The following is a 15,388-nucleotide window of genomic DNA, read 5'->3' as shown; positions in this document are numbered from 1 at the left end:
AATGAGGTGTTTGCAATGCAGACAAAATATAGCATAGTAAAAGAAGCAATCAAGTCCCAGATACTAGATGGTACATTTCAACCACATCAAAAAATTAGTTCAGAAAGTGAATTAATGAAAGAATTTGGTGTGAGTAGACATACAGTAAGATTGGCGATCGGTGATCTAGTTAATCAAGGCTGGCTGTATCGGGAACAAGGCGCAGGTACATTTTGTGCAGATCGTTCAAAAAACAATTCATCATCGATGGTGGAACAGAAAAGTATAGCACTTATTACAACCTATCTATCAGATTATATTTTTCCTTCAATCATCAGAGGAGCTGAATCTTATTTAAGTAAGGAAGGATATCAGGTAAGTCTGTTCAGTACGAATAACGATCATGATAACGAAAGAAAGTTTCTAGAAAAAATACTGACGCAGCAATTCGATGGTGTCATTATTGAGCCTACGCGAAGTGCAATAAGCAACCCTAATATTAATTATTATTTAAATTTAGAACGTGAAAATATTCCTTACTTAATGATTAATGCTTATTATGATGAGTTAGAGCCTTTTCACATCGTTGTTGATGACGAAAAGGGTGGTCTTATGCAAACAGAGCATTTAATTGAGCTCGGCCATCGCAATATAGTTGGTTTCTTTAAGAATGATGACATTCAGGGGACGAAAAGGATGAAGGGTTACTTGAAGGCACACCGGAAACATTATATCGATATTCAACCTAATAATATAGTAACCTATAATACGGAAGAAAAGTTGACGAAGCCTGTCAATGTACTTAAACAATTACTTAGCGAGCCAGCTGTTAAACGTCCAACCGCGATTGTTTGTTATAATGATGAATTGGCCATCAAATTGCTTGATACATTAAGGGAAGCAAAGCTAAAAATACCAGAAGATGTTTCTATTGTCGGTTTTGATGATTCATTTATGGCTGAAATTACAGAGGTGAAGCTTACTACTGTAAGTCACCCGCAGAGTGAAATGGGAGAGTTGGCAGCGAAGGTTATATTAGATATGATAAAAAGAAATAAAGGTTCGCGAAATCAACAAAATATGGAAAATGACTTGATTCGTTTTGATCCAGAACTGATTGTGCGTAACTCAACCGCACCATTACAAAAGAAAAACAAATAAACTTGTTATAACAGGTGAACTTAAAAGGTACACACGTATTAAGCTTATATGTGTGCCTTTTTTGCTTTTTTATACTTGGCTAGTAAGTGATTATCCATGAAATATAGAGTTTTGGCATTAGCAAGTAAGATAATGACGTTATAGATACTATAAAAAAGTACCATACAAGTATTGTAAATTTAGGTTGATCTGCTATACTATTAGTACGTATAAATTTAAACGTTTACATTTATTTGAAATCTGTAACCGCTTTCTTTATTGTGTTGATAGATGTTAATATAAACGAAGTTTTCGTTATGGCTATAGATAATTAGGGGGAATCGAAAATATGGAGGCTAAATATAAACAGATTAAACAATCAATAAAGTCAAAGATACTGGAAGGTCTGATTCAGCCGCATGAAAAAATCAGCTCTGAAAGTGAACTTATGCAGCAGTTTGATGTAAGTAGACATACAGTCAGAGTAGCGATAGGGGAATTGGTAAATGACGGATGGCTATATCGTGAACAAGGAGCGGGTACTTTCTGTGCTGATCGCTCTAAGAAAGAAAAGAATTCTTCAACCGTACTGCCTAATAAAAATATAGCCATCATTACTACATATATATCTGATTATATCTTCCCTTCGATTATCCGCGGAGCGGAGGCTTATTTGAGTGAGCAAGGGTACCATGTCAGTATCTTTAATACGAATAACAGATATGAACAGGAGAAAAAGATATTAAGCCAACTGTTAACAGGTAATTATGACGGTGTGATTATTGAGCCTACACATAGTGCTTCCGCAACTCCTAATCTGAAATATTATTTAAATTTGGAAAGAGCAAGAATTCCATATGTGATGATTAATGCCATCTACGAGGAGTTAGAACCGGTTTATTTTATGGTGGATGATGTCAAAGGCGGTTATTTGCAAACACAGCATTTACTCAGTTTAGGTCATCAAAAAATAGCTTGTATGTATAAGACGGATGATGCACAAGGTCAGAAGCGATTAAAAGGTTATATTAAGGCTCATCGAGAATGGCACATGCCGTTAAACACAAGAAATATTGTCACTTACCGTTCGGAGGATCAATTATCGAAACCAAAAGAAGAATTAAAACGATTACTTGCAATGAGAGAAGAAAGACCAACAGCAATTGTCTGTTACAATGATCAGTTAGTACTTCAATTAATGGATGAAGTAAGGCGAGCAGATATTAAAATTCCTGAGGAGTTATCATTAATTGGTTATGATGATTCGATGTTGGTTGAAATTTCAGAGGTTAAACTGACATCTGTTAAGCATCCAAAAAGCCAATTAGGATTGGATGCTGCGAAGGCAATTGTTCAAATGGCTAAGAAAAATGAAGCAAATCATTCATTTGATCATTTATCGCAACTGTATGAGCCTGAGCTAATTGTCAGACAATCAACTACTCAGATAGAAGACAAGAAAGCCACCTAAGTCTCAGTCACTTTACTGAGGAATGTTTTATCAAAATAAAATATTGATAGGAGTATCAGTATGATTAACACAACGAATATACCGGAAGACCGATTGTATAATGAAGATATTTTAAATGATGAAAGCCAATGGACGACGAATAATGTACATGATCCTGCTATTATTAGAGAGGGTGATTGGTACTATGTTTTTTCAACAGATGCTCAATTTGGCGGAGAATTTAAAGCAGGCATTCAAATCAGAAAATCGAAAGACCTGATTAATTGGCTATGGGTAGGTCGAGCATTTCCTCAAGGAGTACCAGACGAAGCAAAACAATGGACAGGTGCAAAAGGTTTATGGGCACCAGAAATTGTTAAATATGAAGATACATATTTTCTGTATTATGCAGCAAGTCAATTTGGTAAAACACAATCTTTTATCGGGGTGGCTACTAGTAAGAATATTGAAGGCCCCTACTTCGATCAGGGGGAAGTATATAAATCTAAACAAGGTACAGAAGGTCCAAATGCGATTGATCCAAATATTACATTTGATGAAAATGGGATGCCATGGATGGTTTACGGGTCTTTCTTTGGCGGTTTGTATGTAGCAGAAATTAATCCGAAAACCGGGAAGCTAATGCGTTCAGGCCGAGGAAAATTAATTGCCAGACGAAATAAAAGTGTAGATAGGGCTCTTGAAGGGCCATATATAGTCTATCATCCAAAATATAAATACTACTATTTATTTGTCTCCTATGATTCTTTGTTTTCTAATTACAATATTCGTGTTGCCCGTTCGAAATCAATCGAAGGTCCTTACTATGATGTGAACGGTAACGAGATGACTGATATAGAGCTTCCACAATATGAAATAGGGATGAAGATTTTAGGAGGTTACCGATTTCAAGGGGATGATGGTTGGGTTGCTCCGGGGCATAATTCTGTATTAACGGACGAAGGAAAGCACTATATTTGCCACCATACACGTGCACCAAAAGATAAACGCTGGCATTATCTACATATTAGGAGAATTGGCTGGACGAAGGATGGTTGGCCGCTTGTATCACCTGAACGATTTGTAGGCGAAGGTTTTGCTGAACTAGGAAAGGTAGAGCTAGAAGGGAAATGGGAGTGGATTACCATTGATCCTTATAATGATGGACAAGATCTATCGTCCGTCCTTTTATTGACCAACGAGAACTGGACTCCATTAGGCGAAGAGCACTATGATGTACAAATCAACAATGAAAAGATTAACGGACTGATAATGGAAAGCTGGGATTGGGAGAACTGGAAGCAAACCATTGTTTTCATGGGAAAAAACAATAAAGGCATTGTTTCAGTTGCGAAAAAAATAGGTAAAAAGTGAGGCTATGATCTGCAGGGGTTTTACAGACGTTTAGCATTGTGATAAATATTCCATCGCGCTAAGAAAATAAAGTGGTCCCCACCTATGAAAAATTACTCATAGGTAGAGAAAGTATTCTTTAACTTAATATGTAAGTAAAAGGCAATTAACCTACATTGGTTATTGCCTTTTTTCAGTACATAAATGTTATTAACATTTATGTTGAATAGAATCAAAAAATATTTAATTACATTAATAAAAAAGTATTGAAAAAATATTAGACATCCTATATACTAAAGGCAAGTAATCTCATACGTACAAATTTCAAATAAGAATAAATATGTTCGTATGTACGTAATCATATGATTGGTATCACTGATGTTAATCTAAAATCTCTTTTAATGCTATACAAGGAGGTCATCAATGTAAGCGTTTGTATGTATGGGGTGTTATAAACATATTGATTAATTATTTAATAAATGGAGGGGTAATTATGAGAAGGACATTAATCTTAGTGTTATCTTTAGTAACGATGCTACTGTTAGCGGCATGTGGTGGAAATGATGAGAATACGATTCAATTTTGGACACCTTTAACAGGTGATGATGGTGCATACATGGATCAACTTGTAGATGATTATAATGCTACAGATCCTGAAATAGAAGTGAATCATGTTATTACATCCGATATGTATACTAAAATGTATACCGTCTTGAACTCGGGTAACGGCATTCCGGATTTATCCATTATTCACGCAGACCGTGTACCTAGCTTTGCAAAACAAGGTTTATTAGAACCTATGACGCAGATCATGGAAGCGCAACCAGGCCTGAGTGCGGAAAACTATATTGAAGAAGCTTGGACTGCAGGTGAAATAGATGGTACACAATATACCATCCCATTAGATATTCACGGTAGTGCCATGTATTATAACCAAGACTTATTGGAGAAGTATGGTGTGGAACATTGGTTAGATGATAACGTTGTTACATTCGAAGAAATGCTTTCCTTACAAGGGCAATTGGAAGAAGGCGATTATGTGTTGAATGATGCGTTATTAGGCTGGGTAGTGCTAGCGCAAATTCAAAATCTTGGTGGTGATATCCAAGAGAATGGAGAACCAGCTGTTAATACTGATGTAATGCGAGAAGCTATAGAAGCAATCAAAGAATTAGCAGATGCTGGTATAATGACACCGTATGGTGAAGATGGTTATTTAATGTTCCAATCAGGTAATGTTATTTTCTCTACTGATGGTACTTGGAGTTCTACTGGACATGCTCAGGTTGAAGGTTTGAATTTCGGGGTTACTAATATTTATGCTTTTGAGCCGGATACTTTTCATAATCGTTCTTCGGCACACTTATTTGCAATGTTAACCAATGAACAAAGATCAGAAGAGAAAGAGCAAGGGATTGCAGACTTTCTAGAATTTATTCGTGAAAATTCCATTGAATGGGCAGAAGCTGGACAGATTGTTGCCAGTGTAGATGTAATTGAAAGCCCTGAATATGACAATTTCATGCAGTCATTCTTTACGTCAAGTCAAGAACAAGAGGATTCGCTTTACATTTATACGTATGAGCATTATCCATATGTAGCAGAAGCAATAGATAATTATGTAGGAGACCTTGTGCATGGGGAAATGGATCTGGATACTGGTCTTGCAGAAATGCAAAGCTTTGTTGAAGATAAAGTAGCGGAAGGTTCACTAGATATGGAAAATGCTGAGTTATTAGATGAAGATGAACTAGCAGAAGAATTATCTGCTGAATAATACAGTTTAAAAGTAATGTGCCAGCTTTTTGGCACATTACTTTTAAAGAAGGAGGTCATATAGTTGAAGGAACAAAGTAAATTCGCTCCTCTGTTCTTTGTTGGGCCGCACATCATCTTGTTTATTGTTTTTATATTAATACCTTCCATTTATGGTATCTATGCTTCCTTTACGAGATGGAATTTGGTCGGAAATCCGGAATGGGTAGGACTTGAAAACTACAACACAATTTTAGTAAATAGTGATTCTACCTTTTATAGTCAATTTTATAATGGGATGCAAAACACCTTTATATTCGTAGGGTTAAGTGTCCCATTAATGATTGTGATACCATTATTGATTGCAGTGGCATTGGAACATAAAGAAGTAAAATTCACTAGTCTATTTCAAACATTGATCTATATTCCTGGTTTAATATCTATTTCAGCTGCTGCTTTAATATGGTCATTAATCTTTAACAAGCAACTTGGTGTTGTAAATAACCTGTTTGGTTCTGAAGCAGTATGGCCTGCAACTCAACCATATGCATGGCTGATCATTATTATCATTACTATCTGGGCTGGTATAGGTGGAAATATGATTATTTACCGAGCTGGTATTAACGGTGTTTCGAAAGATTTATACGAATCCGCAGAAATTGATGGGGCAGGGCCAATTCGGAAGTTTTGGAATGTAACACTACCCTCCATTAAATTTCCATTAATCTACACAATGGTTATGACTACAGCTGGTGCATTTAATGTCTTTGCTCAACCATTAATGATGACAGATGGTGGTCCGCGTCAGAGTACGACAGTGTTAATGATGTATATAAGGGATTTAGCATTTAGTCATGGAGAATCAATTGCAGGTGTCGCTTCAGCCATGGCAGTTATGCTGGGACTAGTTATACTCGTTATATCGGCAATTCAATATTACATCATGAATAAAAACGCTACAACATAAGAAAAGATTAATGGACTTTTAAAAGATAGGGGTGTTAAGATGTTTAAAAATCTAAAAATATCAAAATATTTAGCCTATCTCTTCTTAATAATTGTCAGTGCTATTTGGACGATACCAGTAATATTTGGTGTAGTCACGTCATTTAGATCTCAGACAGAAGTTGTTAATGAAGGGTTTAGACTTTTACCTGTAAACTGGATCGTGGAGAATTATGTTAATATATTAGAAAACACGTCCACCGCACCGATTATGCAATGGCTATGGAATTCTGTATTTATCGCGACAATACACACGCTTCTTGTGGTAATTGTTATTTCTATTACAGCCTACGGTTATTCCCGAATGCGATTTAAGGGAAGGGATTTACTGTTTTTTACGTTATTAGGGATTTCATTCTTTCCGAATGTTGTAAATTTAATTCCTTCTTATAAAATTATTGATATACTAGGATGGGTGAATACTCCTTGGGCAATGATTATTCCAGGTCTAGCTGGTATGGGGAATATCTTTCTTGTACGCCAATTTATGAAAGGGATTCCGATGGAGCTAGATGAATCAGCCAGAGTAGATGGAGCTAGTGATTTCAAAATCTTTTACAACATTATATTGCCATTAATTAAACCTGTATTAATTGTCTGTGCACTATTTTCATTCACTGGATCATGGAACGATTTTTTATGGCCAGTAATTGTGTATACAGATGTAAATAAAATGCCTGTTACAGCTGGGCTATTGTTATTACAAGATGTTTATGGTAATTATCGTATGATTGGTCAATTGATGGGATCAGCAATCTTGGCGATCATTCCAACCTTATTATTATTCTTCTTTGCACAGAAACATTTTATTGCAGGAATCAACTTAAACTCTGGTATTAAAGGGTAAACAGAAAACCAAGATAGAAATGAGGCGAGAAAATGAAAAGAGGATTAGAAAGAAAACTGTTAATAGTTGGTGCTATTTGGAATTTAACTACCGCATTGCTGACCATTTTCAGCTATAACTCTTGGTTTAACCGCCAAGGTGCTAAACAACTAGAAAACGCTGATATGGAAACAATGATAGCAGGTTCTCAGATGGTGAACAATATTTCCAGCATTATTTTTATCTTTGGTTTGTTTACTTTAGTAGGTGCGATCATAAACTTTTTGGTTGCCGTGAAGCTAAGAGATAATGAGATTCAGAAAAGCGTGATGATATGGGTTGGGATTTGGACTGCTATACAACTTTTAAGCATGGATATAATAGGATTTCTAATTTATATGGTTGCCTTCGTTATTTATACGGCAAAAAATAAAGCTATTAGACTATCTAATCCAAAATTCAATGAAGTAATAGGTAACTAAAGAAGATTGGGATATAGCAGTTCAAATCGAGCTCATAGGCTTGATAGTCTTTGTGAAACAAGATAATAGAGGAGGAGTAAAATGGTACGTGAAACAGTAAAAGCAAAGATGGTTGTAGACAAAGAATTTCAGATTTCGGAAATTGACCCAAGAGTTTATGGATCATTTATCGAGCACCTAGGTAGAGCTGTATATGGTGGAATCTATGAGCCGGAACATCCCACTGCAGACGAAAATGGTTTTCGCCAAGACGTAATTGATTTAGTAAAAGAACTACAAGTGCCGATAGTTAGATACCCAGGAGGAAATATGGTTTCTGCATATAACTGGGAAGATGGAGTGGGACCAAAGGAAGACCGACCAAAACGTTTGGAACTAGCATGGAGGGTAACAGAAACAAATCAAGTTGGAACGAACGAATTTGTTGATTGGGCGAAAGCTGCTAATACAGGTGTGATGATGGCAGTTAACCTTGGTACGAGAGGAATCGATGCTGCTCGGAATCTATTGGAATATTGTAATCATCCAGGGGGTACTTATTGGAGTGATTTGCGAAAATCACACGGTTATGAAAACCCTCACAATATTAAGACATGGTGTCTCGGAAATGAAATGGACGGTCCATGGCAAATTGGGCAAAAAACAGCCTATGAATATGGTCGGTTAGCTTATGAGACGGCTAAAGCTATGAGACTTGTAGATCCGGAGATAGAATTAGTAAGCTGTGGTAGTTCTAACTCTAATATGCCAACATTCCCTAGTTGGGAAGCAGAAACATTAGAGCATACCTATGAGGTAGCAGACTATATTTCACTACACCAATACTATGGTAACCGTAGTGGGGACACCGCTAACTATTTAGCCAAATCAATGGATATGGAAGACTTTATTCAAACAGTAATTGCTACATGTGATTATATTAAAGCAAAAAAACGCAGCAAAAAGAAAATGTATTTAAGCTTTGATGAATGGAATGTATGGTTCCACTCTAATGAACAGGATAAAGAAATTGAGCCATGGACAGTTGCACCGCCTCAATTGGAAGATGTTTATACGTTTGAAGATGCTTTATTAGTAGGTAGTATGTTGAATACAATGCTGCGTCATTCTGACCGAGTGAAGATTGCTTGTATGGCCCAGCTTGTAAACGTTATAGCGCCAATCATGACGGAAAATGGCGGAGCTGCTTGGAAGCAAACAATCTTCTATCCGTATTACTATACTTCCGTGTATGGACGAGGTGTAGCACTTAATCCGGTAGTAAGTTCACCAAAATATGATAGTAAAGACTTTACAGATGTGCCTTACCTAGATCCATCTGTTGTATACAATCAAGAAAAAGAAGAGCTTGTAGTATTTGCAACTAACCGTCACTTAGAGAAGCCATTAGAAGTAGACATCGATGTTCGTTCATTTGAAGGATTCGATGTAGTAGAACATGTTGTTCTTGAAAATGAAGATGCCAAAGCCGTTAACTTAGCAGGTCAAGAAAATGTAAAACCACATGCAAACGGTGAATCTTATGTGGAGGATGGAAAGCTGACAGGTATTTTCCCTAAATTTTCGTGGAATATGATTCGTTTACAAAAGAAAGCTTAACTAATATTTGAAGATGGAGAGATCTTGTATGAACAAGTTTCTCCATTTTCCTATCATATAAGAAAGGTAGTTGTTACGATTGAAACACCATCATTATGCAGTGACACCGCCAATGGGCTGGAATAGCTGGGACTCTTATGGTGCTACCGTAAAGGAAGAGGAAGTAAAGGGCAATGCAGATTATATGGCTGAACATCTAAAGCATTTCGGTTGGGAATACATTGTGGTAGATATTCAATGGTCTGAGCCTGGTGCGGTATCATCTGCATATCGACCCTTTGTACCTTTGGAAATGGATGAGTATTCCCGTTTAATCCCTGCTGAAAATCGTTTTCCCTCAGCAAAGAATAATCAAGGATTCAAGCCCTTGGCAGATTATGTTCATCAACTAGGTTTGAAGTTTGGTATACATATTATGCGGGGGATACCTAGACAAGCAGTACACCAAAATACGAAGATTCTCGGTTCAGACAAACGAGCAAGAGATATCGCGAAACCAAATTCTATTTGTCCTTGGAATACAGACATGTATGGTGTGGATCATACGAAAGAGGGAGCTCAAGAATACTATGATTCTCTTTTTCAATTGTATGCTGAATGGGGAGTAGATTTTGTCAAAGTAGATGATATCGCAGATTCTAAATTATATGGAATCCACGCCGAAGAAATAAAAATGATCCGTAAGGCAATCGATAGCTGTGGTAGGCCAATGGTTCTTAGTTTATCACCAGGGCCAGCTCCACTAGAATATGCCAGTTTACTAGAAGAAAATGCAAACATGTGGAGAATGACAGATGACTTTTGGGATATTTGGGATTTGCTTTATGATATGTTCGAGAGATGCTATAAATGGAGTAAAAATAGCGGACCAGGTTTCTGGCCGGATGCTGATATGCTACCTTTAGGGCATATTGGAATACGCTCGGTGGATGGAGGGGCATCTGATCGCTATACAAGATTTACAAAAGATGAGCAAGTTACCATGATGACATTATGGTCGATTTTCCGTTCTCCACTTATGTTTGGCGGGGAACTGAGAGATAACGATGACTGGACGCTTTCATTATTAACGAACCCAGAAGTGTTAGAGGTTCACCGTAATGGATTTGGCGCACGTCAAGTTTATCGGGATAACGATAGGGTTGTCTGGAGCTCATTTGGTGATGAGAAAACCTTGTATGTAGCTTTATTCAATATAGCTGATCAGACACAAAAAGTAGATGTAGCGATGAAAGCTTTAGGTATTACCAATATAGAAGCGGAAATTCGTGATTTATGGGAGCAAAAGGATTTAGGTAAAGTAACAGAATCGATTGCCTATGAGCTACCACCACATGCATCCAAATTTTTGAAAATAACGGATGTCACTATTAAGCATTGTCATAAAGGAACACAATTAAATTTATAATGAGGTGAAAATATGGCGAAAAGAATAATAGTCAATGCCGACGTTGGAAAAGGGACAATTAACAAAAATATTTATGGGCACTTTGCAGAACATTTAGGACGTTGTATTTATGAAGGGTTCTGGGTTGGAGAATCTTCTGAAATCCCTAACACAAATGGAATACGAAATGATGTCGTCGAAGCTCTGCGTAATCTGAACATTCCAGTGCTTCGTTGGCCAGGTGGATGTTTTGCAGATGAATATCATTGGAAAGATGGTATTGGCCCGAGAGAAAATCGTAAACGTATGGTCAATACTCACTGGGGCGGTGTTATAGAGAATAACCATTTTGGTACACATGAATTCTATATGCTGTGTGAGATGCTTGATACAGAGCCATACATTAATGGGAATGTCGGAAGTGGTACCGTTCAGGAGATGTCCGAATGGGTAGAATATATGACTTTCGATGGTGAATCTCCAATGGCCAACTGGCGTAAGGAAAATGGGAGAGAAGAGCCTTGGAAATTGAAATATTTTGGAGTAGGAAATGAAAATTGGGGCTGTGGCGGTAATATGCGTCCACAATATTATGCCGATTTATACCGACGCTTCCAGACATATGTCAGAAACTACGGAGACAATAAAATCTTCCGGATAGCTGGTGGTGCAAATGTTGATGACTATAATTGGACAGAAGTGTTAATGCGAGAAGCTGCTCATCTAATGGATGGTCTAAGCTTACATTATTATGTGCATCCAGGTGGATTCTGGAATAAAGGACCAGCAACAGGTTTCACGGAAGATGTTTGGGATATTACCATGGAGAAAACACTATACATCGAAGAGCTTATTGAGAGACACGGTGCGATTATGGATAAGTATGATCCTGAGAAACGTGTTGCGATGATTATTGATGAATGGGGTGCATGGTATGATGTAGAACCAGGTACAAACCCAGGCTTCTTATATCAACAAAATACGATCCGCGATGCGTTAGTTGCAGGTGTTTCACTTAATATCTTTAATCAGCATAATGATCGTGTACAAATGGCAAATATCGCGCAAACGATCAATGTCATTCAGGCAATGATCTTAACAGACAAGGAAAAAATGATCTTAACTCCTACTTATCATGTATTTGAAATGTATAAAGTCCATCAGGATGCAGAACGCCTAGATCTGAACATCGAAAGTGGATCTATTAAAGTGGGGGATAAAGAAATTCCACAACTTTCTGCATCTGCTTCAAAAGCAGCAGATGGTTCTGTTACTATAACCTTATGTAACTTAGATAAAGCTGAAGCTACAGATTTAGCAATTGATTTAAGAGGGAAAGATCTTGCGAATGTTTCGGGTCGAATTATTACAGCAAATGAAATGGATGCCCATAATACGTTCGATAATCCAGATAATGTGAAACCAGAGGCATTTAATGATTTTCAGACGAATGGCAGTGAATTATCTTTGAGAATACCATCGAAATCAGTTCTAAGTATAACCATTCAATAATAACATAAAGAAAAAAGTCGGTAAGGAGATCCTTATCGACTTCTTTTTACAGGTAATCATCTTCTTTTGTAACGGCATGAAGTGAAAAAGCAACAAAACTTATTGGTATATTTTTCAATTAGCAAAAAACAGCAGCAAATAATAAGTAAACAGTAATGATAAAAAGCTCTTCTTATTAAACCCAAGTGGAATATTTTTGTTTATAAAATTGAAGAAAAGCATTGAAAAAACTTATACAGTTATATATAATAGGAGTCAAAGATCACTTATACGTACGTTTTGGTAACAATATAATCGGATGTTGCTGAATCGTATTACTCCCGTAATTAGAGTAGATAAGCGATTTAGTAGTTTTTTCGATTGTTGAAAGCGTATTCAAAAACTCTTGAGGAGGGGTTAAAGTGGCAACAAATCAGACATTTGAAACAGCTGGTACAACAAGTCGATCTAACCGTATCGTACAGTTTCTAAATTCAAAAAAAGTTGTACCTTATGTTTTTGTATCACCTTTCATATTATCTTTTTTGGTATTAACTGTTTATCCTGCTATACGTGGGATTATAATGAGTTTCCAAAGCGTACTTCCAGGTCAGGTAGAATTTATTGGATTAAGAAATTATGAGAGGGTTTTCAATCCTACTTTTTATAAAGCATTATCTAATACCACCATTTATGTGGTTTTAACCGTGGTGATATTAACTATTTTACCAATTATATTAGCAGTAATTCTAGATTCTAAATTTGTAAAATTGAAAACGCTTTTCCGTGCATCTCTATTTATGCCGGCATTAGCATCCACCATTGTGGCAGGTATGATTTTCCGTCTAATGTTTGGTGAAACGGATACCGCTGCTGCAAACCAAATATTAAATTGGTTAGGGATGGAAGCGGTGGATTGGAGATTTAACGCATGGTCTGGTATGTTTTTGATGGTTATGCTTTGTGTATGGCGATGGTTAGGTGTTAATATTCTGTATTTCCTAGCAGCTTTGCAAAACGTTCCTCATGAATTATACGAGGCTGCTGATATTGATGGAGCGTCGATTCTTCAGAAATTCTGGTATGTTACATTGCCATTTTTGAAACCAGTAACCATTTTTGTTGTCACCATCTCTATTATCAACGGCTTCCGAATGTTCGAGGAAAGTTTCGTCTTCTGGGAAGCTGGATCACCAGGTAATATTGGTTTAACGGTAGTAGGCTATATTTATCAACAGGGTATCCAGCAAAATGATATGGGATTCGGTGCAGCAATTGGGGTAATCTTGATGATCATTATCTTTATCATTAGCTTTATTCAACTAATTTTGACAGGTGCATTTAAGCGAGGTGACGAGTAATGACAAAACAAAATAACAACACATTAACGTGGGTTGCCAATATAGGTATGGGAATCATATGCTTAATTGCCTTATTTCCAGTAATTATGCTTTTGATTTCATCATTAAGACCGTCATCTGAATTAATGCGTACAGGAATTAGCTTAGCATTCGATTGGAGTATGCTGAACTTAGATAACTACATTTATATTTTTACAGAGGCACCGAGCTATTGGACTTGGTATACGAATAGTTTACTCATCTCAGCCATAACCATTGTCTTATCATTATTTTTCTCTTCCATGGTAGGATATGCCTTAGCAGTATATGATTTTAAAGGTAAAAATCTATTCTTTATTTTTGTCGTATTTATTTTGATGGTACCATTCGAAATCTTGATGTTACCACTGTTTCAGATGATGATTAGCTTTCAATTAGTTGATAGCTATATTGGTGTTATTTTACCAATGATCGTAGCACCAATTGCTGTATTCTTCTTTAGACAGTATGCTTTAGGCTTACCAACACAATTGATGGATGCAGCCCGCATTGATGGTTCTACGGAATATGGTATCTTTTTTAAGATCATGTTACCTTTAATGACACCTTCCTTAGGAGCAATGGCAATCTTACAAGGTTTAGGATCATGGAATAACTTCCTTTGGCCGTTAATTGTCTTACGTTCCAATGATATGTTTACTTTACCAATTGGTTTAGCAACACTTTTAACACCATATGGGAACAATTATGATGTGTTAATTGCTGGATCGGTAATGACTGTAGTACCAATTATCATTCTATTTATTTTCTTCCAGCGTTACTTTGTTGCAGGTTTAACAGTGGGAGGAGTAAAAGGATAGAAACTAGAGCACAGGATGTGATGACAATGTTTGGAGAACAACTTGTTGGCTCTTTGGACCGATTCTTAAAGATTGTAGTAAAAGTTGCCTTGCTTAACTTTCTTTGGATACTGTTTACGTTAATAGGGTTCGTAGTAGCAGGGGTATTCCCGGCTACTACAGCTATCATTAGTGTGGCGAGGAAGTGGATTAAAGATAAGGAATTAGATGAGGTTTTCCAGACATTTAAACAAGCATATAAGGATGAATTCGTTAAAGCAAATATTATAGGATTGATCTTAACAATTATGGGTGCCATCCTATACCTGAATTATCACGCTTTATTACAGTTAGGAGATCAGATCCCAGTATTCGTAGTATTTGCATACTATTTTGTTATTTTCTTATACAGCATTTTAGTGCTTTGGATTTTCCCATTACTATCCCATTATCAATCAACTATTAAGCAATATTTCAAAAATGCTTTAATTATTGGAATAACAAAGATGCCAGTAACCATAGCAATAGGATTGACTTTCTTTGCTGTCCTTTATGTCTCCTTATCATTTCCAACGATGCTGTTATTTTGTACAGTGAGCTTAACAGCGATAGCGACAGCTTTTATTTCTTTAAGAGTGTTTGAACAAATAGATAACGGAGAAACTAATTAAATCATGTGCGCACTAATTATAAAAGTTTATCATTAATAAAAACATTAACTTAATGGAGAAAATACCTATTT

At 36.5% G+C, this 15,388-nt stretch carries 13 protein-coding genes; all 13 read left to right on the top strand.

Annotated features, from left to right (window positions below; translation table 11 throughout):
• Window positions 1-15 precede the first annotated feature (15 nt).
• The 13 genes from ACTNEP_RS07825 to ACTNEP_RS07765 all read left to right on the top strand — a co-directional run bounded on the left by ACTNEP_RS07825 (window position 16) and on the right by ACTNEP_RS07765 (window position 15,317).
• The gene (locus ACTNEP_RS07825; protein WP_441161267.1) at window positions 16-1,140 is read left to right on the top strand and encodes a GntR family transcriptional regulator; all 1,125 of its coding nucleotides are present in this window, start codon (window positions 16-18) and stop codon (window positions 1,138-1,140) included.
• A 328-nt stretch (window positions 1,141-1,468) separates the two neighbouring features.
• Window positions 1,469-2,590 carry a GntR family transcriptional regulator gene (locus ACTNEP_RS07820; protein ID WP_441161266.1) on the top strand — a complete coding sequence of 374 codons (1,122 nt, stop codon included), beginning with the start codon at window positions 1,469-1,471 and terminating at the stop codon, window positions 2,588-2,590.
• Window positions 2,591-2,650: 60 nt separating this feature from the next.
• The gene (locus ACTNEP_RS07815) at window positions 2,651-3,943 is read left to right on the top strand and encodes a family 43 glycosylhydrolase (RefSeq protein ID WP_441161265.1); all 1,293 of its coding nucleotides are present in this window, start codon (window positions 2,651-2,653) and stop codon (window positions 3,941-3,943) included.
• Window positions 3,944-4,415: 472 nt separating this feature from the next.
• Window positions 4,416-5,699 (top strand): extracellular solute-binding protein, encoded by a 1,284-nt coding sequence (locus tag ACTNEP_RS07810; RefSeq protein WP_441161264.1) that lies wholly within the window; start codon window positions 4,416-4,418, stop codon window positions 5,697-5,699.
• A gap of 63 nt (window positions 5,700-5,762) precedes the next feature.
• Window positions 5,763-6,644 carry a carbohydrate ABC transporter permease gene (locus tag ACTNEP_RS07805; protein WP_441161262.1) on the top strand — a complete coding sequence of 294 codons (882 nt, stop codon included), beginning with the start codon at window positions 5,763-5,765 and terminating at the stop codon, window positions 6,642-6,644.
• A gap of 39 nt (window positions 6,645-6,683) precedes the next feature.
• Entirely contained in the window at window positions 6,684-7,529 is an 846-nt protein-coding gene (locus ACTNEP_RS07800) for a carbohydrate ABC transporter permease (RefSeq protein ID WP_441161261.1), read from the top strand.
• 32 nt (window positions 7,530-7,561) lie between these two features.
• The gene (locus ACTNEP_RS07795; RefSeq protein WP_441161260.1) at window positions 7,562-7,990 is read left to right on the top strand and encodes a hypothetical protein; all 429 of its coding nucleotides are present in this window, start codon (window positions 7,562-7,564) and stop codon (window positions 7,988-7,990) included.
• Window positions 7,991-8,071: 81 nt separating this feature from the next.
• Window positions 8,072-9,589 carry an arabinosylfuranosidase ArfA gene (arfA, locus tag ACTNEP_RS07790; RefSeq protein ID WP_441161259.1) on the top strand — a complete coding sequence of 506 codons (1,518 nt, stop codon included), beginning with the start codon at window positions 8,072-8,074 and terminating at the stop codon, window positions 9,587-9,589.
• A 79-nt stretch (window positions 9,590-9,668) separates the two neighbouring features.
• Entirely contained in the window at window positions 9,669-10,997 is a 1,329-nt protein-coding gene (locus ACTNEP_RS07785) for a glycoside hydrolase family 27 protein (RefSeq protein ID WP_441161258.1), read from the top strand.
• Between the two features lie 12 nt (window positions 10,998-11,009).
• Window positions 11,010-12,488: an alpha-N-arabinofuranosidase gene (locus ACTNEP_RS07780; protein ID WP_441161257.1), complete on the top strand. Its 1,479-nt coding sequence runs from the start codon at window positions 11,010-11,012 to the stop codon at window positions 12,486-12,488.
• 401 nt (window positions 12,489-12,889) lie between these two features.
• Window positions 12,890-13,828, top strand: coding sequence for a carbohydrate ABC transporter permease (locus tag ACTNEP_RS07775; RefSeq protein WP_441161256.1), 939 nt, complete (start codon window positions 12,890-12,892; stop codon window positions 13,826-13,828).
• Entirely contained in the window at window positions 13,828-14,667 is an 840-nt protein-coding gene (locus ACTNEP_RS07770) for a carbohydrate ABC transporter permease (protein WP_441161255.1), read from the top strand. Before ACTNEP_RS07775 ends, ACTNEP_RS07770 begins: the two co-directional genes overlap by 1 nt.
• Before the next feature lie 26 nt (window positions 14,668-14,693).
• Window positions 14,694-15,317, top strand: coding sequence for a YesL family protein (locus ACTNEP_RS07765; RefSeq protein WP_441161253.1), 624 nt, complete (start codon window positions 14,694-14,696; stop codon window positions 15,315-15,317).
• Window positions 15,318-15,388 lie beyond the last annotated feature (71 nt).

This window comes from Gracilibacillus sp. HCP3S3_G5_2 (genome assembly GCF_052063305.1).
Taxonomy (GTDB): Bacteria; Bacillota; Bacilli; order Bacillales; family Amphibacillaceae; genus Gracilibacillus.
The sequence above is the reverse complement of the archived record's forward strand: the minus strand, read 5'-3'. Positions and strand labels throughout refer to the sequence as shown.